Genomic DNA, 19,310 nt, shown 5'->3' with positions numbered 1-19,310 from the left:
CCGCTGATTGCTCAGCGGCCTTGTGGGTCGGTGTTTATTGCGCGCCTTGCTTGTCGATCAGCGCAGCGAGCATTTCGTACTCTTCGCCGGTCAGGTCGGTCAGCGGTGCGCGCACCGGGCCTGCGTCATAGCCGGCGATCTTGGCGCCTGCCTTGACGATGCTCACGGCATAACCGGCTTTGCGGTTGCGGATGTCGAGGTACGGCAGGAAGAAGTCGTCGATGATCTTGCCGACGGTGGCGTGATCTTCGCGAGCAATCGCGTGGTAGAAATCCATCGCGGTTTTCGGGATGAAGTTGAACACCGCCGACGAGTAAACAGGCACGCCCAGCGCCTTGTAGGCGGCGGCATAGACTTCAGCGGTCGGCAGGCCGCCGAGGTAGCTGAAGCGATCACCGAGGCGGCGACGGATCGACACCATCAACTCGATATCGCCCAGACCGTCCTTGTAGCCGATCAGGTTCGGGCAACGCTCGGCCAGACGTTCCAGCAGTGGCGCGGTCAGGCGGCAGACGTTGCGGTTGTAGACCACCACGCCGATGTTCACCGATTTGCACACCGCTTCAACGTGGGCGGCAACGCCGTCCTGGCTGGCTTCGGTCAGGTAATGCGGCAGCAGCAACAGACCTTTGGCGCCCAGACGCTCGGCTTCCTGGGCGTACTCGATGGCTTGACGGGTCGAGCCGCCGACACCGGCCAGAATCGGCACGCTGGTGGCGCAGGTATCGACCGCGGTCTTGATGATTTCCGAGTATTCGCTGGCTGCCAGGGAGAAGAACTCACCGGTGCCGCCGGCGGCGAACAGTGCCGACGCGCCGTACGGGGCCAGCCATTCCAGACGTTTGATGTAGCCAGCGCGGTTGAAATCGCCCTGGGCATTGAAATCGGTGACCGGGAACGACAGCAGACCGGCGGAGAGGATGGACTTCAGTTCTTGTGGATTCATTTTTCGAACACCCTGGGTAGCAACATTTTTTGTGAGTTTTATGGTTCAGCCAGCGCTGAAGTTGTAGGTCATCGTACAACTTAAAAGATAACCGTCAACTGCATTTCATCGTCGCCTCACACTTTTTGTCGGACAAGATTCGTTCTTGACGTAGGAAAAATCTGGGCTAGGCTCGATTTAACTGTATATCCATACAGCTAAAAATAAATCCACCGACGACATATCAAGGAGCCAGAAATGTCCGGACTGCATGCAAAACCACAGGAAAGACCCACACCGGTCATCGCCCGATTCGAAGATCTTTTCACTGTAAACGGCATCCACTTCAGCACCGACAATCCGCATCTGCTGCTGCACATCGCCGACGCCCACGGCGATGTCGAACCGGTCACCGCCCTCCCCGGCAAAGCGTTGAACATTCGACCACCACTGCGCTTTGAAGGCGCTGAACACACGGCCATCGGCGACAACACCCTGCTGCGCTTCAGCGAAAACGTCGAGCCGGTTCGCGCGCAAAACCTGCCCTTGCACTTGCCCAACGGTCTAGCGCTGACCTACGGCCAGGTGGTGGCGCTGGCTGGAGATTTCTACGGCGTGGTCGATCGACCGATCAACGAAGGCGCGACTCCAGCCGATCGCCTGAACCGTTTCAATGCCGCCTTCGACTCCCTCGCCGTGCTGCCGGCCTCCCGCGCCGAGGCCACGCAGATTCTCGCGGTCATGCAAAAAGAGATCGACGCGGTTAAACAAGCGATCAAGGACGGCAAAGCACCGCACGAAGCCTACGATGCGCTCGGAGATACGTTGTCCGAAGAGTGGAACAAGATCACCGGTGGCGGCAGTTTTGTCTCCGCGCTGTTCCCGCTCGGACGTTATCTGAAACTGGCGGCGAACAACGCCGACCACTTCGGCGAATGGGCCAGACTGGCCTACATCGCCGGCCACACCGCCGCCCTGCAAACCGCCGTCGCGGCCCGCGCCACTCACGATGAGCAGCAACTGAAACGGGCCTATGCAATGAACGCATTTGCCGACCACTTCCTCACTGACCTGTTCTCTGCCGGCCATCTGCGGGTGCCGCGCAAAGAGATGGCGGCGGTGGTCACGCCGAGCGATCTCGGCTCGCTGGTGACCCGTTTCATGCACGACGAGGACAGCAAATTCGGCCTCAAAGTGCGCAACGCCCATGGCGATCAATGGCGCGCCTACGGCGACAAACGCTACTTCGAGGCCAGCGATGCGGACAACCGCACCCAGGTCAACCTGGCGGTGCAGGCCTCGGCGGATGAAGTCTTCGCCGCTTACCTCAGCGGCAACGTGCCCGCCCCTTCGACGTTTGCCGCGCTGCAACGGCTGCCGGATCTGACGGCGGTGCTGAATCTTTCGAATAACTTCGCGCCGCTGTTCCGCGTCGAGGGCGGCAAGGTGCTGCGGCGCAAAGACGTGAACAACCTCAACGACACCGCCACCATCGATGACTGGTGGGGCTGGAGCACCTACCTGCTGCTCAAGGACTACCACCCGAGCGGCAACGTCAATCAAGGAGAATGGGCATGACGATCAGATTGAAACTGGAACTGGCGTCGGGACAGTCGCTGCAAGGTGCACCGCTGGAGTTGCTGGCAGATGGCAAGCCGATTGCGCGGGGTATTGTGGATCAATCAGGCGAGGTGGCGTTTGCTGCCAAGCCGGGGCAAGCGCAACTGGCAGTGAGGGTGGATCGCTCGATATTGCCGCGCTGAATTCACGGGCCCCTTCGCGAGCAAGCCCGCTCCCACAATGGATCTCGGCTGAACTCAAAGTCCGGGCTTGCCGAAAATCCAGGGTGGGAGCGGGCTTGCTCGCGAAAGCGGTAGATCAATCAACACATGAATCAAACCTGCAAACTCATCCGCGCTGCGCCTGCGCCTCTTCATGAGCCTGGCGCAGTCTTTCGCGGCTGTTGGTCAAGTGCAGACGCATGGCCGCCCGCGCCGCATCGGAATCCTGGCGGGCAATTGCGTCATAAATCTCTTCGTGCTCACGGCTCAGACGATTCATGTAGTGCTGCTGATCATCATGGGCCAGGCGCGCCGAATTCAGCCGCGTACGCGGAATGATGCTGGTACCCAGGTGGGTCATGATGTCTGTGAAGTAGCGGTTGCCGGTGGACAGGGCGATTTCCAGGTGGAAGGCGAAGTCCGAGGCCACCGCATCGCTGGCGTGGGCCACGCTGTCGTTCAGCGCATCGAGGGCGGCGCGCATGGTCGCCAGTTGTTCGGAGCTGCGGCGTTGCGCGGCGAGGCCGGCGGACTCCACTTCCAGGCTGATGCGCAATTCGAGAATCGCCAGCACGTCACGCAGGGTGACGACCGTGGCCGGGTCGATGCGGAAACCGCTGGGGCTCGGCGTGTCGAGCACAAAGGTGCCGATGCCGTGGCGGGTTTCCACCTGGCCGGCGGCCTGCAAACGGGAGATCGCCTCGCGCACCACGGTGCGGCTGACGCCGTGCTCCTGCATGATCGCCGACTCGGTGGGCAATTTGTCGCCGCGCTTGAGCAGACCGTCGCGGATCTGCTCGGTCAGCACCGTCACCAGCTCCTGAGCCAGGCTGCGGCGCTTGCGTGGGAGGCGTGGAGTGTCGATCGGGTTTTCCATGGTCAACGTCTGGTCTCGAAAATTCGGCTTGGTGGGCATCATAGCGCAGGCGGGTTGTACGATCACATCCCGCCTCACATTACCCCATGTGGGAGCGGGCTTGCTCGCGAAGGCGGTGTGTCAGGCAACCGATTTGTCGACTGAAGAGACGCCTTCGCGAGCAAGCCCGCTCCCACAGGGGGTTGTGGTGATCAAGCGGTCACGGCCTGCTCCACCAGATGCCCGCTGTCGATCCGCACATGTCTAGGGTGGAAACGCTTCAGGCTGCTGCGGTGGCCGACGCTGACGATGCTCAGGCCCGGCAACTGATCGATCAGCGCCTGATACAACGTTGCCTCATCCTCTTCATCCATCGCCGACGTCGCTTCGTCCATGTACAGCCATTGCGGTGCGTAAAGCATGGCACGGGCGAAAGCCAGGCGTTGCTGCTCACCCGGCGACAGCATGCGCTGCCAGTGATTGGCTTCGTCCAGACGCGCAACCAGATGCGGCAGTCGGCAAGTTTCCAGCACCTCGGCGTAGCGCTCCGGCGCATAGGTATCGCCCGGCTGTGGATAACTCAAGGCCTCGCGCAAGGTGCCGATCGGCAGGTACGGTTTCTGCGGCAGGAACAGGTAACGCGCCGCCGGCAGCCGGATGTTGCCGTGGCCCGCCGGCCACAGATGCCCCATCGCCCGCAGCAACGTCGACTTGCCGCTGCCGGATCGGCCGCTGAGCATCACCCGCTCACCCGGCTCGACTGTCATGTCGGCGCTGGTCAGCAGATGACGACCATCAGCCAAGTCCAGACCGAGGTTGTGCACTTGCAATTCACTGCCCTGATTCTGCACGTCGATGGCCGGCGTACGCTGTTCGTTATCGGTCATGGCCTGACGGAAACTCAGCAGACGATCACAGGTGGCGCGCCACGAGGCCAGCTCTTGATAGGCGCTGATGAACCAGCTGAAACTCTCCTGGACGTTGCCGAATGCCGAGCTGATTTGCATCAGTTCACCCAGCTCGATCTTGCCGGCGAAGTAACGCGGCGCCGCAACGATAAACGGAAAGATCACGGCTGCTTGGCTGTAGCCGGCGGTAAAGAAGGTCAGTCGTTTGGACACTTTCATGATGTCCCAGAAGTTGTGCCAGACCAGACCGAAACGGCTGCTCAGCCGGCGGTTCTCGTTCGGCTCGCCGTTGTACAACGCGATGCTCTCGGCATTCTCACGAATTCGAACCATGGAGAAACGCAGGTCAGCCTCGAAACGCTGTTGTCTGTTGTTCAGGCCGATCAAGCGCCGACCGATCAAATGCGTCAGCCAACTACCCACCCCTGCGTAAATCAGCACACACCAGAACATGTAACCGGGAATCGTAACCCCGAACACTTCGATGCTGCCCGATACACCCCAGAGGATGATCGAAAAAGACACCAGACTGACGACATTGCTCAGCAAGCCAATACCCAGGCTTAAGGTCGTGGCGGTGAACTTGTTGAGGTCTTCTGAAATCCGCTGGTCCGGGTTATCGGTGTAACCGCCCTGCTCCAGCTGGTAGTAATTCTTGTCGGCAAGCCAACGGGAGAAATGCTTTTCGGTGAGCCAGGCCCGCCAGCGAATCGTCAGCATCTGGGTCAGATACAGCCGGTACACGGCACCGACAATCGCCACGGCCGCAATGCCGCAAAAATACAGAATCAAGCGCCAGAACGCCGCTTCATCCTTCTTTTGCAGGGCGTTGTAGAAGTCCTTGTACCAGGTGTTGAACCACACCGAGATGCCCACGCTCAGCAGCGAGAGCGCGATCACCGCAATCAGCAGCGTCCAGGCCTTGCCCTTCTCTTCACTGCGCCAGTAGGGCGTGATGATCGCCCACACCTTGCGAAAAAACTGCCCGCGCACAGCATCGTTGACCGCGGAATATTCAGCGTTCTGATTCATGGAAAAGGCTCGATAAAGAAAAGAACAGACACGCACCGATCATAGTTGATCGGTTCGTTTTATCGCCAGAGTGGGACTGGCTCATTCAGGGATTGTTCAGATTGATGGGGGTTTCAGTATCGCAGCGAGCGCACGTACCGTTCATCGGGACTGTCAGAGTTGACAGTAGAGGGGGGCTATTCAGGCTGATCAACTGGGCTGGCCTCCTGCAAGGAATTCGCTGTGAATCAGGAGAGCAGATTACCCCTCTGACAACGAAAGGAATTGGTCATGAACAAAGAAGAAAACCCGCTTAATGCTCCAACCAGCGATTCGATCAGGAATGGCAAACTGTCTATCAGCAAGCTCGGGGATTCGGGAACTACATTCACATTCGGGTCCAAAAACTCCGAGGTTCATATCGATGCTGCCTGGATCGGTTATGCCTCCGGAAAGAAATCCGAACAGAAAGGCGGTAAAAACAACGAGCTTATTCTCCCGGTATCAAAAGCTACCTTGGAAAGCTGGTTGGGGCTGGATCTCTACGCGCAATGCAAAGCGACACTGGGTGAAAAACAATACTCATCGCCAAAAACATTCTTCACGGTTGTAGATTGAACCCAAGGCGCTACCCGAATGCAGGGTAGCGCCTGTTTCATTCAATCCAGCTCATTCGGCCAGAAAACCTCTCAACGACGAACCGGGCGCTTCTGCAGCTTGCGCTGCAGGGTGCGGCGGTGCATGCCCAGGGCGCGGGCAGTGGCGGAAATGTTGCCTTCGTGTTCGGTCAGCACACGCTGGATGTGCTCCCATTGCAGACGGTCAACCGACATCGGGTTTTCCGGCACCAGACTGTCGAGGTCGGCGTGCTCGGAGAGCAGCGCGGCCAGTACGTCGTCGGCGTCGGCCGGTTTGCACAGGTAGTTGCAGGCGCCGCGCTTGATCGCTTCGACCGCGGTGGCAATGCTCGAATAACCGGTGAGGATCACCACGCGCATTTCCGGGTCCAGCTCCAGCAGCTTGGGCAGCAGCACCAGGCCGGAGTCGCCGTCCATTTTCAAGTCCAGCGCGGCGTAGTCCGGCAGGTCGGCCTGGGCGATGGTCAGGCCTTCTTCGGCGGAACCTGCGGTGCTGACGCGAAAGCCACGACGAGCCATGGCACGGGCCATTACTCGGGTGAACGTTGCGTCGTCGTCGACCAGCAGCAAATGCGGCAGTTCTTCGCCTTCGACTTGGATTTCGTCACTCATGTTGGTCTCCTCGGGCGCCGTGGGGCAGGCGCAGCTCGGTGAGCGTGCCGCCTTCCTCATGACTATAGAGTTTCACTGAGCCTCCGGCGCGTGTCACGCTGGCCTTGCTCAAAAACAGGCCCAGGCCGAAACCTTTGCCCTTGGTGGTAAAAAACGGTTTGCCGATCTGCTCGGCGATGGCCAGCGGCACACCGGCGCCGTGGTCACGAATGCTGATGGTCACGGTTTCCGCGTCCCAGTCCAGCGTCACCTGAAGATTTTCCGGGCAGGCGTCGGCGGCATTGTTCAGCAGGTTGAGCAGCGCCTGGGTCAGGTCCGGCGGCGGCGCCATGCGCGGCACCGTGCCCTGGCCGAGACGCTGGAAACGGTAACTGGCTTCCGGACGCATCAGGTGCCAGCGGTTCAGCGCTTCGTCGAGCCATTGGGTGACGTCCTGCATCTCCACGGCCATACGACGGTTGGCTTCGGCGGCGCGCACCAGTTGCTGCAGGGTTTCTTTGCAGAGTTTGACCTGGTCCTGCAGCACCTTGAGGTCGTCCTGCAGCATCGCGTCGGGATGATCCTGCTGCATTTCCTTGAGCAACACACTCATGGTCGCCAGCGGCGTGCCGAGTTCATGCGCGGCGCCGGCCGCCTGAGTGGCGACGGCGAGCAATTGCTGATCGCGCAAGCCTTCTTCGCGGCGAATCGCACGCAATTCTTCCTGACGACGCAGCTCTTCAGCCATGCGCGCAGCGAAAAACGTGATGACCGCAGCCGCCAGCGCGAAGCTCAGCCACATGCCGTAGATCTGCAGGTTCTCGCGGGCCACCGGCAGAGTTTCCAACGGGTAGAAACGCGTGAGCATCACGGTGTACAGCGCCAGCGCGATACCCGACAGAATCACCGAATAACGCCACGGCAGCGTCACCGCCGCGATGGTCAGCGGCACCAGATAGTAGGAAACGAACGGGTTGGTCGAACCGCCGGAGAAATACAGCAACGCACTGTGGATCACCAGATCGCAGGCCAGTTGCAGGGCGTATTCGAGTTCAGTCACCGGCCATGAAGTACGCAGGCGCACGGCGGTGAACACGCACAGCAGAATCGAGCAGCCGAGGGTCATCGCCAGTTGCACCCACGGCAACGGCAGCAGTTGCAGCCAGTAGGCCAGGCCGACGGAACCGGCCTGCGCGGCGAGCACCAGGGTGCGAATGAAAGTCAGCCGCCAGAGGTTCTGGCGAGTGGCGGAAGTCAGTTTTACGGGGGCGAGCATGAGCTCTCCTGATGAGCGCTCCAGGCGGATCGCACGGAGTATAACCAAGCCGCGCCTTTGAGAGGCGAAAGTGCGGCAAATGACCACATGGCGTTGGCGGTAAATTGGGCTACTCCCGCGACTGTTCGAGATCAATGTGGTGAGGGGATTTATCCCCGATGGGTGGCGAAGCCGCCCCAAAACCTGCAATCCGCTTTTCACAGGCAGACCGCATCCGCTGAATTGCGACTGCTTCGCAGCCGATCGGGGCGGTGCGACGTTTCGCTAAATCCCCTCGCCACAAAAACACTCCCTGGCTAATCCGGCGCATCTGTATAGAAGTTGTAACTGGGCGAACCAGGCCGCAGAAGCTAGAGTCTGATGGTTTCACGCAGGGACGAACCAACACCTGCGCATTATTCAAGGAGCCTTCATGCACACCTTTCGCCGCAGCGCCGCCCTTCTCGCCCTGACCGTCGGCAGCATCGCCAGCCTTCCGGCGCTGGCCGCCGATGAGCTGCACTACAACCAGATCTCCCTGCGCGCCGAAGTCAGCCAGGAAGTGGCCCGCGACCTGATGATCGTGACGCTCTACACCGAAGCGCAAAACACCGACCCGGCCAAACTCGCCGCCGACGTCAGCACCACCATGAACAAGGCACTGGCCCAGGCCAAGCAAGTCAAAGACATCACCCTGCGCCAGGGCAGCCGCAACAGCTACCCGATCTACGACACCAAGGGCCAGAAAATCACCGGTTGGCGTGAACGCGCCGAACTGCGCCTGGAAAGCGCCGACTTCGCCGCCCTGTCCAAACTCACCGGCGAACTGCTGACCGACCTGAAAATGGGCGGCATGGACTTCGCCATCGCCGAGCCGACCCGCAAGGCCAGCGAGGACAAGTTGCTGAAAGAAGCCGTCATCGCCTTCAAGGCCCGCGCGCAACTGGCCACCGATGCACTGGGCGGCAAGGGCTACAAAATCGTCAACCTGAACCTCAACAGCAATGGCTTCCCGCAACCGTACATGCGCGCCCCGATGATGATGAAAGCCGCCGGCATGGCGGATTCGGCACCGGTCACGCCAGAAGTTGAAGCCGGCACCAGCCAGGTCAGCCTGACCGCCGATGGCTCGATTGAAGTGCTGATGCAGTGAATTGATATGGGCTGAATGAAAAACCGGCGATCAGTGAATGATCGCCGGTTTTTTTGTGCCTGGATTTTGTGGTGAATGTTCCGCCGCCATCGCGAGCAGGCTCACTCCTACAATTTGGAATGCGTTCCCCTGTAGGAGTGAGCCTGCTCGCGATGAACGATAACGCGGTCTCAAGCCTGCGGATCAACCCGGTCCAGCGCCCGATTCACCGCCAGCTCAGCGAGCATGATGATCTGCTGAATCGCCAGCGCCGTATTGCGCTGCGGACGACTGAGCTGATCGGCGAAATCGCTGGCCATGGTGTTGGCCGAGGCCAGGGATTCACAGGCATGCGCCAGCAGGCTTTCCGTGTCGATGCCCGGATGGACGAGGAACATCGAACTCGGGGGGCGCGGTTTTGTAGCTTCGGGGCTGAGGTAGAAGTCGAGGGCGCGTTTGATCGCTTCGCGGTTTTTTGCGAGGTCTTCGGCGTTGAGGGCTTCGGTGAGTGGGGTTGTTTCTGGGGGTGGATCGGGGACAGGCTTGGACATTGATAGCGTTCCTAATCAAAAGCCATTCACTCGCCGTTTCTCACGCGGCGGAGTGGTGGCAGCAATGTGCGGGGTGAGAAACCGGTAGGAACAAGCCCGGCCGGACCGAAGCCCGCCCGCACACAGCCGCCATAGAACATTGCAGCAGCAGAAATGCCGGCGGCAATTATGGTGGTACTGATTGTGGATTAACAGTTCCTGCGGGTTCTCACACCCGATCGCTGAGTTTTCAGCGACAGCCCAAGGCTAGAGAGCTGGCGTCCGAGGGACAACCTGAAAACCTTGTGGGAAGGTTCTGGTTATTTGACACAGATTTAAACAGCCAAAAGCCAACCCTCACCCTAGCCCTCTCCCGGAGGGAGAGGGGACTGACCGAGGTATTTGGGGGAGCTACGCCGACATGAAATACCGAGCCGAACTCCAATTTTGAAAAGCCCAAAAATCGGCCCCCTCTCCCTCGGGAGAGGGCTGGGCGGGCGGCGTTCCGATGAGGGGCAAATCCACCACAAAACCAAAGCCGCCCCCCCGCTTTCACCACTCAACAGGATGAGCGTTAGCTCGGCTGCGGCTTTTGATCTGTAAGGCGACGTCGGAAGACTGAGTGGAGGGATTGATCCGGGGGTGGGAGCGCAGCGACCGTTTGGCGCAGCCAAACACAGCGAGAGGAGGTGCAGCGAAGCAAACCGGAGGCGCTGCGCCCGGATCGATCCCGCAGCGAAGGCACCCCGAGCCCCAGCGAGCGGGCCGAACGCAGGAGCAAGCCTTTTTGGTTACTTTTTCGGCGTCTGGAAAAAGTGACCCGCCGTAAGGGCGGAACCCCAAGCCGCCGTTACCGCAGCAACGGATATACACCCAAAAGCCCCAGATATACCGAGATAGACACCCCAACAAGAAAAACGATATTTCCGAACACACCCAAATCCCCGCTAACCTGAAAAAACAACCACCTCCAAATCCCGGGGACTCCATGGAAAGATTCACCCTAAAACCACTACTAATCACCCTCGCACTCACCGCCATAGCCCCGATCGCCAACGCCGCCACCACCCTGGTCTACTGCTCCGAAGCCAGCCCGGCAGGCTTCGACCCCAGCCAATACACCAGCGGCACCGACTTCGACGCCTCAGCCGAAACCGTCTTCAACCGCCTCACCCAATTCCAGCGCGGCGGCACCGACATCGAACCCGGCCTGGCGACAAAATGGGACGTCTCCAGCGACGGCCTGCAATACACCTTCCACTTACGGCAAGGCGTGAAATTCCACACAACGGAATATTTCACCCCGACCCGCGACTTCAACGCCGACGACGTACTGTTCACCTTCCAGCGCCTGCTCGACCCCGACAACGCCTTCCGCAAGGCCTACCCCGCCGAGTCCCCGTACTTCACCGACATGGGCCTGAACACCACGATCAAATCGGTAGAAAAAATCGACGATCAGACCGTGCGCTTCAACCTGAACAACGTTGACGCCGCGTTCGTGCAAAACCTCGCCATGAGCTTCGCCTCGGTGCAATCGGCCGAATACGCCGCGCAACTGCTAAAGGAAGGCAAAGCCGCCGACCTCAACCAGAAACCGGTGGGCACCGGCCCGTTCGCATTCAAGCGCTACCAGAAAGATTCGCAGATCCGCTACGCCGCCAACCCGGCCTACTGGAAACCCGAAGACGTGAAGATCGACAACCTGATCTTCTCGATCACCCCCGACGCCGCCGTACGCCTGCAGAAACTCAAGGCCGGCGAATGCCAGGTCAGCGGCTACCCGCGCCCGGCCGACATCGAAGTCATGGAGAAAGACCCGAACCTGCGCGTGCTCAAGCAGCCCGGATTCAACCTCGGCTTCCTCGCCTACAACACCACTCACCCGCCATTGGACCAGCTCAAGGTCCGTCAGGCACTGGACATGGCCATCGACAAACCGGCAATCATCAAAGCCGTTTACCAGAGTGCCGGCCAACTGGCGCAGAACGCCTTGCCGCCGGCGCAATGGTCGTATGACCCGAACATCAAGGACGCGCCATACGACCCGGCGAAAGCCAAGGCGCTACTCAAGGAAGCCGGGGTTGCGCCGGGTACCACCATCAACCTGTGGGCGATGACGGTGCAGCGCGCCTCAAACCCGAATGCACGCATGTCGGCGCAGATGATCCAGCAGGATTGGGAGAAAATCGGCATCAAGGCCAACATCGTCAGCTACGAATGGGGCGAGTACATCAAGCGTGCGAAAAATGGCGAACACGACGCGATGATCTATGGTTGGACAGGTGACAACGGCGACCCGGACAACTGGCTCGGCGTGCTCTACAGCTGCGCGGCAGTCAAGGGCAGCAACTACGCCAAGTGGTGCGACCCGGCCTACGACAAACTGGTGCAGCAGGCCAAGGTGACCACCGACAAGGCGCAACGGGTAAAACTGTATCAACAGGCGCAACTGATCCTTAAACAGCAGGTGCCGATCACCCCGATCGCCAACTCCACGGTGTTCCAGCCGCTGCGCAAGGAAGTGACCGACTTCAAGATCAGTCCGTTTGGCCTTACGCCCTTCTACGGCGTGGGTATAAATAAGTAACACCGAGCCCCAATGCGGCGCGCACAACGTGACCAGCGCACCGTTTTGGGGCTTCGTTTGCACCGTAAAATCCACCCGCAAACGGTCAAATGCGTCAAAAGTTATACAGATGCGACATTAAGGTACGTACGTGCCACCGTTTAACGCTCGCTCACACTCTGGATCTTGCATTGGGTATGGCCCCTGCATAAGTATCCGCAGGCACGACTCACGAGGTCGTACCTCAATATTAAAAAATGACAACAAATCATGAGGCCAACATGCTTAAACACGCGGTCATTCCGTTTTTAGTCGGCGCAGGCTTGTTAGCCTCCGCACCTTTCGCATCCGCTGCGACTAACCTGGTGTTCTGCTCCGAAGGGAGCCCGGCCGGTTTTGATCCAGGCCAGTACACCACCGGAACCGACTTCGACGCCTCAGCCGAAACCATGTTCAACCGCCTGAGCCAGTTCGAGCGTGGCGGCACCGCCGTTATCCCGGGCCTGGCCACCAGCTGGGACATTTCCCCGGACGGCCTGACTTACACCTTCCACTTGCGTGAAGGCGTCAAGTTCCACACCACCCCGTATTTCAAGCCGACTCGTGAGTTCAACGCCGACGACGTGCTGTTCACCTTCAATCGCATGATTAACAAGGATGACCCGTTCCGTAAGGCGTACCCGACCGAATTCCCGTACTTCACCGACATGGGGATGGACACCAACATCACCAAGATCGATAAAGTCGACGACCACACCGTTAAATTCACTCTGAAAGAAGTCGACGCCGCGTTCATCCAGAACATGGCCATGAGCTTCGCCTCGATCCAGTCCGCCGAGTACGCAGCCCAGCTGCTCAAGGAAGGCAAGGCTGCCGACATCAACCAGAAGCCGATCGGCACTGGCCCGTTCGTGTTCAAGAGCTACCAGAAAGACTCGAACATCCGCTACACCGGCAACAAGGATTACTGGAAACCTGAGGACGTGAAGATCGACAACCTGATCTTCGCCATCACCACCGACCCGTCGGTGCGTATCCAGAAGCTGAAAAAGAACGAGTGCCAGGTCACCCTGTTCCCGCGTCCGGCGGATCTCGCGGCGCTGAAGGCCGACAAGACCCTGAAGATGCCTGACCAGGCCGGTTTCAACCTGGGCTACATCGCCTACAACGTGATGGACAAGGTCAAGGGCAGCAACGAGGCTAACCCGCTGGCTGACCTGCGCGTACGTCAGGCGCTGGACATGGCGGTGAACAAGCCGCAGATCATCGATTCGGTTTACCAGGGCGCCGGCCAGCTGGCCGTCAACGCCATGCCACCGACCCAGTGGTCCTACGACACCACCATCAAGGACGCCAAGTACGATCCTGAAAAAGCCAAGCAACTGCTCAAGGAAGCTGGCGTCAAGGAAGGTACCGAGATCGTTCTGTGGGCGATGCCGGTGCAGCGTCCGTACAACCCGAACGCCAAGCTGATGGCTGAAATGCTCCAGTCCGACTGGAAGAAGATCGGCCTGAACGTGAAGATCACCAGCTACGAGTGGGGCGAGTACATCAAGCGTTCCAAAGGTGGCGAGAACCAGGCCATGATCATTGGCTGGAGCGGTGACAATGGTGATCCGGACAACTGGCTGAACGTGCTGTTCGGCTGCGACTCGCTCAGCGGCAACAACTTCTCCAAGTGGTGCGACAAGAAGTTCGACGGCCTCGTCAAGGAAGCCAAACGCACTACCGACCAGGCCAAGCGCACCGAACTGTACAAACAGGCGCAACACGTCCTCAAAGATGCAGTCCCAATGACACCTATCGCTCACTCGACGGTGTATCAACCCATGCGCGCCAACGTGCAGGACTTCAAGATCAGCCCATTCGGCTTGAACTCCTTCTACGGCGTCAGCGTCAGCAATTAAAAGAAACAGCGGCGACGTTTAAAGCGGCGCCGCTGTTTTTTTCTGCCGACTAGCCAGGAATTTGCCTACAGCCATTTCCACCTTGCTCTAACAGGGTGGTACATGACGTGTTGCCTTTTCCTACGAGTCTTTAGGACTCAGCGCATTTACTGCCAGACCCACGGCCCCTACCGTCGGGTTCTGACCAGTTTCTGCGTGGGCCACCGGCTTGCTGTACGTACTGGATTGAGCTCAATGCCACCTCAGCGTCCCTGGACGGGACCGCGGTGCATTGAACAACACTACAAAAAAGAGGGAGCGTCATGCGCCATACCTTGGTTTTTTCCGCACTGCTGGGCGCCGGCCTGTTGGCCGCCACGTCCGCCAGTTACGCCGCCAGCAACAGCCTGGTGTTCTGCTCCGAAGGCAGCCCGGCGGGTTTTGATACCGCGCAATACACGACGGCCACCGATAACGATGCCGCCGAGCCGCTGTACAACCGCCTGGTCGAGTTTGAAAAAGGCGCGACCAACGTCGTACCGGGACTGGCAACCAAGTGGGATATTTCCGAGGATGGTCTCAAGTACACCTTTCACCTGCGTGAAGGTGTGAAATTTCATACAACGCCGTACTTCAAACCGACGCGCGATTTCAACGCCGACGACGTGCTGTTCACGTTTAACCGCATGCTCGATCCGCAACAGCCATTCCGTAAGGCTTATCCGACCGAATTCCCGTATTTCAACGGGATGAGCCTGAACAAGAACATTGCCAAGGTCGAAAAGACCGGGCCGCTGACCGTGGAATTCACGCTCAACAGCGTCGACGCCGCGTTCATCCAGAACATCGCCATGAGCTTCGCTGCCATCCTGTCCGCCGAATACGCCGACAAGCTGCTGGCCGAAGGCAAGCCGAGCGACATCAACCAGAAGCCGGTCGGCACCGGGCCGTTCGTGTTCAAGAGCTATCAGAAAGACTCGAATATCCGTTACACCGGTAACGAGCACTACTGGGACCCGAGCCGGGTCAAGCTGAAGAACCTGATCTTCGCGATCAACACCGACGCTTCGGTGCGCGTGCAGAAGCTCAAGGCCGGCGAATGCCAGATCACTCTGCACCCGCGCCCTGCCGATGTTGAAGCGCTGAAGGCCGACCCGAAACTGCAGCTGATCTCCAAGCCGGGCTTCAACCTCGGCTACATCGCCTACAACGTGCGCCACAAGCCCTTCGACCAGCTCGAAGTACGTCAGGCGCTGGACATGGCGGTGAATAAACAGGGGATTCTCAACGCTGTTTATCAAGGCGCCGGGCAACTGGCGGTCAACGCCATGCCACCGACCCAGTGGTCCTACGACGACAGCATCAAAGACGCCGCCTACAACCCGGAAAAAGCCCGCGAGCTGCTCAAGGCTGCCGGCGTGAAAGAAGGCACCGAGATCACCCTGTGGGCGATGCCGGTACAGCGTCCATACAACCCGAACGCCAAACTGATGGCCGAAATGCTCCAGGCAGACTGGGCGAAAATCGGTCTGAAAGTGAAGATCGTCAGCTACGAATGGGGCGAGTACATCAAGCGCACCAAGAATGGCGAGCACGATATCAGCCTGATCGGCTGGACCGGCGACAACGGGGACCCGGACAACTGGCTGGGCACCCTGTACAGCTGCGACGCCATTGGCGGCAACAACTATTCCATGTGGTGCGATCCGGCGTACGACAAGCTGATCAAAGAGGCCAAGGTCGTCACCGATCGCGACCAGCGCACCACGCTCTACAAACAGGCGCAGCAGTTGCTCAAGCAGCAAGTGCCGATCACGCCTGTCGCCCACTCGACGGTCAACCAGCCGTTAAGCGCCCGGGTTGAAGGCTTCAAGGTCAGCCCCTTCGGTCGCAATGTGTTCTCGGGCGTCAGTATCGATTAACCCAACCGATTAGCCGCAATGCTGAGGGGACTGTCTATCCCCTCACGCAAGCGCTTTGCCGAAATTCGCCGATCCGGCATTTTGCAAACGTTTGCGATGTGTGAAATGAGTTCTAAACCAATAACCGGCCCACCCAAAAAAGCCGGCATAAAAAGAAAGTAAAGGAGCTTCACCCATGAAACTGAGCAGCACCGCGATACTGGCCCTGGCCATCAGCAGCATCACCGCTACGGCGTACGCAGAACCTGCAAGTCAGGAATTCGTACCGACCACCCTGGCCGGCAGCAGCGCCCAAAGCGAGGCCAAAGGCTTTATCGATGGACAAAGTCTGGGCGGGACTACACGCAACTGGTACGCCAACGAACTGAAGCGTCGGGATGACCGTTTCAGCTATGTGAAGAACAGCGACAAGAACACTTCGCCAGTGGTGAAAACGCCAACCCCGCGTCGTATCAACTGGGTTCAAGGCACCATCGTCAACTACACCTCGGGCTTCACCCAAGGCACCGTTGGCGTGAGCACTGAAGTCGCCGCCTACAACGCCATCGTTCTGGACCGTGACCGCAAGGACATCGCCGGCGGCTCCAACCGCACCCTGGCGCACTCCGACGGCGATGCTGTTGACCAGTGGAGCAAACTGGGTCTGGCCAACGTCAAGTTCCGTGTTTCCAACACCACGCTGACCGCGGGTCGTCAGAACTTCAGCACCCCGATCGTCGACGTCATCGGCAACCGTCCGCTGCCTTCGAGCTTCGAAGGTATCAGCCTGCACAGCGAAGAATTCAACAACCTGTCGTTCGATCTGGCCGGTTTTGACCGTGTTTCACCGCGTACCGAGCAGAGCCTGTCGAAGTTCCGCACCGAGTACTCGGCCACTGGCGTTGAAACCGACAAGGTTTACACCGCTGGCGTGAACTACCAGCCTCTGAAGAGCCTGAAAACCAGCCTCTACGTAGCCAACGTCGAAGACTTCTGGAACCAGTACTACTTCGGCGGCACCCACGAATTGGGTGATAGCCAGGTACTAAGCCTGACCACCGGTCTGAACTACTACAAGACCGTCGACGAAGGCAAAAAGTTGATGGGCAACATCGACAACGACACCTACTCGCTGTCGTTCGGCCTGACTCACCAGGCCCACAGCCTGACCTTCTCGTACCAGCAAGTGAACGGTGACGAGTACTTCGACTACCTGCACGAAACCAACGGCATCTACCTGGCCAACTCCCTGCTGTCGGACTTCAACGGCCCGAACGAGAAATCCTTCCAGATCGCCTACGGCATCAACATGGCCGAATACGGCGTGCCAGGCCTGAAGTTCAACATCTACCAAGCTCGCGGCTGGGGTATCGACGGTACTCACTACACCGGCACCGCCTACACCGATCCGGGCGCCAAGCGCGGCGACCTGAGCCTGATGGATGGCGAAAGCCACTACGAATACGGTGTCGGTGCTTCCTACGCCGTGCAGAGCGGCCCGCTCAAGGCCACCGCAATTCGCGCGACTTACACCACTCACCGCGCGAGCGAGCACCAGGCTGACGGCAACATCAACGAGTTCCGTCTCGTGACCACCATCCCGTTCAACATCCTGTAAAAAACGCCAACCGACGGCTGACTCATGACGAGTCGGCCGTTCGGTTTTTTGTCTTCAACCGATTGCAGAGGGTTATCGATGAAAATGCTTCCCCTACGTGCGGCCGTCGCTGCCGCGTTGTTGAGCGCCGCCATCGGCGTCTCGGCCAAACCCTTGGTGGTCTGCACCGAAGCCAGCCCGGAAGGCTTCGACATGGTCCAGTACACAACTGCAGTCACTGCCGATGCGGTGGCCGAAACGATCTTCAACCGCCTGGCCGACTTCAAGCCCGGCACCACCGAAGTGATTCCGGCACTGGCCGAATCCTGGGACATCAGTGAAGACGGCCTGACCTACACGTTCCACCTGCGCAAAGGCGTCAAGTTTCACACCACCGAATACTTCAAGCCGACCCGCGACATGAACGCCGACGACGTGGTCTGGAGCTTCCAGCGTCAGCTGGACCCGAATCACCCGTGGCACAAACTGTCGAGCGTGGGCTTCCCGTACTTTGAAAGCATGGGCTTCAAGGAACTGCTCAAAAGCGTAGAGAAAGTCGACGACAACACGGTCAAGTTCACCCTGACCCGCCGCGAAGCGCCGTTCCTGGCCGACATCGCCATGGCGTTCTCCTCGATCTACCCGGCCGAATACGCCGACCAGTTGCTCAAGTCTGGCAAAACTGCCGACCTGAACAGCAAGCCGATCGGCACCGGTCCGTTTATCTTCCAGCGCTACGCCAAGGATGCGCAGGTGCGCTTCAAGGCCAACCCGGACTACTTCCGTGGCAAGGCCCCGGCTGACGCGCTGATCCTGGCGATTGCCACCGACAACAACGTGCGCCTGCAGAAGCTCAAGGCCAACGAGTGCCAGATCGCGCTGTATCCGAAACCGGATGACATCCCGAGCATCAAGAAAGACAGCAACCTGAAAGTCGACGAGATGGACGCGATGACCGTCTCGTACATCGCCATGAACACCCAGCACAAATACATGAGCGACGTGCGCGTGCGTAAGGCCATCGACATCGCGTTCGACAAGGAAGCCTACGTCAACGCGCTGTTCGGCAAAGGCAACGCCAGCGTGGCGGTCAACCCGTACCCGCCGACGCTGCTGGGCTACAACCACGACCTGAAGAACCCGCCACGCGATCTGGACAAGGCACGCGCCCTGCTCAAGGAAGCCGGGGTTCCGGAAGGCACCGTGTTTACCCTGTTTACCCGTAACGGTGGCGGCCCGACCAACCCGAACCCGATGCTGGGCGCGCAGATGATGCAGGCTGACCTGGCCAAGGTCGGAATCAAGATCGACATCCGCGTCATGGAATGGGGCGAAATGCTCAAACGCGCCAAGGCCGGCGAGCACGACATGGTGTCGGCCGGATGGGCGGGCGACAACGGCGACCCGGATAACTTCCTGACGCCTATGCTCAGTTGCGAAGCAGCCAAGAACGGCGAAAACTACGCGCGCTGGTGCAACGAGAAATTCCAGACCCTGCTCGACGAAGCACGGGCTAAAGTAGATCCGGCCGAACGCGCCAAACTCTACGAACAGGCCCAGGTGCTGTTTAATCAGGACCAACCGTGGATCAGCATGGCCCACACTCGGATGTTTACCGCAATGCGCAACAACGTAGAGGGTTATCACATCAGCCCTCTCACAACCAATAACTTCGCCACTACCCAGGTGAAGTAGATAAGAAACTCCCGGCCTCCCTGATCCCAGGGTCG

15 protein-coding genes are annotated in these 19,310 nt (G+C 59.3%); 9 read left to right on the top strand and 6 right to left on the bottom strand.

Annotated features, from left to right (window positions below; translation table 11 throughout):
- Positions 1-34 precede the first annotated feature (34 nt).
- Complete coding sequence (gene kdgD, locus KCG87_RS22245) at positions 35-946, bottom strand: 5-dehydro-4-deoxyglucarate dehydratase (RefSeq protein WP_007981458.1); 912 nt, start codon at positions 944-946, stop codon at positions 35-37.
- A 237-nt stretch (positions 947-1,183) separates the two neighbouring features.
- Here kdgD and KCG87_RS22240 point away from each other — a divergent pair, with 237 nt between their 5' ends.
- A complete protein-coding gene (locus KCG87_RS22240; protein ID WP_210558898.1) occupies positions 1,184-2,503 on the top strand; it encodes a phospholipase in 1,320 nt (439 codons plus the stop codon).
- A complete protein-coding gene (locus KCG87_RS22235) occupies positions 2,500-2,688 on the top strand; it encodes a hypothetical protein (RefSeq protein ID WP_134785435.1) in 189 nt (62 codons plus the stop codon). The genes KCG87_RS22240 and KCG87_RS22235 overlap by 4 nt, the downstream gene beginning before the upstream one ends.
- A 145-nt stretch (positions 2,689-2,833) precedes the next feature.
- Here the strand turns inward: KCG87_RS22235 and KCG87_RS22230 are convergent, their stop codons facing one another.
- Both KCG87_RS22230 and KCG87_RS22225 read right to left on the bottom strand, forming a co-directional pair.
- Positions 2,834-3,583 carry a FadR/GntR family transcriptional regulator gene (locus KCG87_RS22230; protein ID WP_177416188.1) on the bottom strand — a complete coding sequence of 250 codons (750 nt, stop codon included), beginning with the start codon at positions 3,581-3,583 and terminating at the stop codon, positions 2,834-2,836.
- A 191-nt stretch (positions 3,584-3,774) separates the two neighbouring features.
- Complete coding sequence (locus KCG87_RS22225; protein WP_134785434.1) at positions 3,775-5,502, bottom strand: ABC transporter ATP-binding protein/permease; 1,728 nt, start codon at positions 5,500-5,502, stop codon at positions 3,775-3,777.
- A 270-nt stretch (positions 5,503-5,772) separates the two neighbouring features.
- On the opposite strand from KCG87_RS22225, the gene KCG87_RS22220 reads away from it, so the two are divergent.
- Positions 5,773-6,099 carry a hypothetical protein gene (locus KCG87_RS22220; RefSeq protein WP_134785433.1) on the top strand — a complete coding sequence of 109 codons (327 nt, stop codon included), beginning with the start codon at positions 5,773-5,775 and terminating at the stop codon, positions 6,097-6,099.
- A 71-nt stretch (positions 6,100-6,170) separates the two neighbouring features.
- Here the strand turns inward: KCG87_RS22220 and KCG87_RS22215 are convergent, their stop codons facing one another.
- On the bottom strand, positions 6,171-6,731 hold the full coding sequence (locus KCG87_RS22215; protein ID WP_003221630.1) for a response regulator transcription factor: 561 nt from the start codon (positions 6,729-6,731) through the stop codon (positions 6,171-6,173).
- Positions 6,724-7,986 (bottom strand): ATP-binding protein, encoded by a 1,263-nt coding sequence (locus KCG87_RS22210; RefSeq protein ID WP_210558897.1) that lies wholly within the window; start codon positions 7,984-7,986, stop codon positions 6,724-6,726. The genes KCG87_RS22215 and KCG87_RS22210 overlap by 8 nt, the downstream gene beginning before the upstream one ends.
- A gap of 412 nt (positions 7,987-8,398) precedes the next feature.
- Here KCG87_RS22210 and KCG87_RS22205 point away from each other — a divergent pair, with 412 nt between their 5' ends.
- Positions 8,399-9,118 carry an SIMPL domain-containing protein gene (locus KCG87_RS22205; RefSeq protein ID WP_134785432.1) on the top strand — a complete coding sequence of 240 codons (720 nt, stop codon included), beginning with the start codon at positions 8,399-8,401 and terminating at the stop codon, positions 9,116-9,118.
- Positions 9,119-9,288: 170 nt separating this feature from the next.
- On the opposite strand, the gene KCG87_RS22200 is transcribed toward KCG87_RS22205, so the two are convergent.
- Complete coding sequence (locus KCG87_RS22200; RefSeq protein ID WP_210558896.1) at positions 9,289-9,648, bottom strand: DUF6124 family protein; 360 nt, start codon at positions 9,646-9,648, stop codon at positions 9,289-9,291.
- A gap of 967 nt (positions 9,649-10,615) precedes the next feature.
- On the opposite strand from KCG87_RS22200, the gene KCG87_RS22195 reads away from it, so the two are divergent.
- From KCG87_RS22195 to KCG87_RS22175, 5 genes are all read left to right on the top strand, one after another.
- The gene (locus KCG87_RS22195; RefSeq protein WP_210558895.1) at positions 10,616-12,217 is read left to right on the top strand and encodes an ABC transporter substrate-binding protein; all 1,602 of its coding nucleotides are present in this window, start codon (positions 10,616-10,618) and stop codon (positions 12,215-12,217) included.
- A gap of 260 nt (positions 12,218-12,477) precedes the next feature.
- A complete protein-coding gene (locus KCG87_RS22190; protein ID WP_027610816.1) occupies positions 12,478-14,103 on the top strand; it encodes an ABC transporter substrate-binding protein in 1,626 nt (541 codons plus the stop codon).
- Positions 14,104-14,405: 302 nt separating this feature from the next.
- The gene (locus tag KCG87_RS22185) at positions 14,406-16,004 is read left to right on the top strand and encodes an ABC transporter substrate-binding protein (protein WP_098967187.1); all 1,599 of its coding nucleotides are present in this window, start codon (positions 14,406-14,408) and stop codon (positions 16,002-16,004) included.
- A gap of 175 nt (positions 16,005-16,179) precedes the next feature.
- On the top strand, positions 16,180-17,601 hold the full coding sequence (locus tag KCG87_RS22180) for an OprD family porin (protein ID WP_098967185.1): 1,422 nt from the start codon (positions 16,180-16,182) through the stop codon (positions 17,599-17,601).
- Positions 17,602-17,679: 78 nt separating this feature from the next.
- Entirely contained in the window at positions 17,680-19,275 is a 1,596-nt protein-coding gene (locus KCG87_RS22175; protein WP_098967183.1) for an ABC transporter substrate-binding protein, read from the top strand.
- Positions 19,276-19,310: the final 35 nt, after the last annotated feature.

Origin of the sequence: Pseudomonas sp. MWU347 (assembly GCF_017947305.1) — a bacterium.
Taxonomy (GTDB): domain Bacteria; phylum Pseudomonadota; class Gammaproteobacteria; order Pseudomonadales; family Pseudomonadaceae; genus Aquipseudomonas; species Aquipseudomonas putida_A.
The sequence above is the reverse complement of the archived record's forward strand: the minus strand, read 5'-3'. Positions and strand labels throughout refer to the sequence as shown.

Bases quoted from the DNA above. Each gene is read 5' to 3' on its own strand.
- kdgD (WP_007981458.1), bottom strand. From the start codon at position 946: ATGAATCCACAAGAACTGAAGTCCATCCTCTCCGCCGGTCTGCTGTCG.
- KCG87_RS22240 (WP_210558898.1), top strand. From the start codon at position 1,184: ATGTCCGGACTGCATGCAAAACCACAGGAAAGACCCACACCGGTCATC.
- KCG87_RS22235 (WP_134785435.1), top strand. From the start codon at position 2,500: ATGACGATCAGATTGAAACTGGAACTGGCGTCGGGACAGTCGCTGCAA.
- KCG87_RS22230 (WP_177416188.1), bottom strand. From the start codon at position 3,583: ATGGAAAACCCGATCGACACTCCACGCCTCCCACGCAAGCGCCGCAGC.
- KCG87_RS22225 (WP_134785434.1), bottom strand. From the start codon at position 5,502: ATGAATCAGAACGCTGAATATTCCGCGGTCAACGATGCTGTGCGCGGG.
- KCG87_RS22220 (WP_134785433.1), top strand. From the start codon at position 5,773: ATGAACAAAGAAGAAAACCCGCTTAATGCTCCAACCAGCGATTCGATC.
- KCG87_RS22215 (WP_003221630.1), bottom strand. From the start codon at position 6,731: ATGAGTGACGAAATCCAAGTCGAAGGCGAAGAACTGCCGCATTTGCTG.
- KCG87_RS22210 (WP_210558897.1), bottom strand. From the start codon at position 7,986: ATGCTCGCCCCCGTAAAACTGACTTCCGCCACTCGCCAGAACCTCTGG.
- KCG87_RS22205 (WP_134785432.1), top strand. From the start codon at position 8,399: ATGCACACCTTTCGCCGCAGCGCCGCCCTTCTCGCCCTGACCGTCGGC.
- KCG87_RS22200 (WP_210558896.1), bottom strand. From the start codon at position 9,648: ATGTCCAAGCCTGTCCCCGATCCACCCCCAGAAACAACCCCACTCACC.
- KCG87_RS22195 (WP_210558895.1), top strand. From the start codon at position 10,616: ATGGAAAGATTCACCCTAAAACCACTACTAATCACCCTCGCACTCACC.
- KCG87_RS22190 (WP_027610816.1), top strand. From the start codon at position 12,478: ATGCTTAAACACGCGGTCATTCCGTTTTTAGTCGGCGCAGGCTTGTTA.
- KCG87_RS22185 (WP_098967187.1), top strand. From the start codon at position 14,406: ATGCGCCATACCTTGGTTTTTTCCGCACTGCTGGGCGCCGGCCTGTTG.
- KCG87_RS22180 (WP_098967185.1), top strand. From the start codon at position 16,180: ATGAAACTGAGCAGCACCGCGATACTGGCCCTGGCCATCAGCAGCATC.
- KCG87_RS22175 (WP_098967183.1), top strand. From the start codon at position 17,680: ATGAAAATGCTTCCCCTACGTGCGGCCGTCGCTGCCGCGTTGTTGAGC.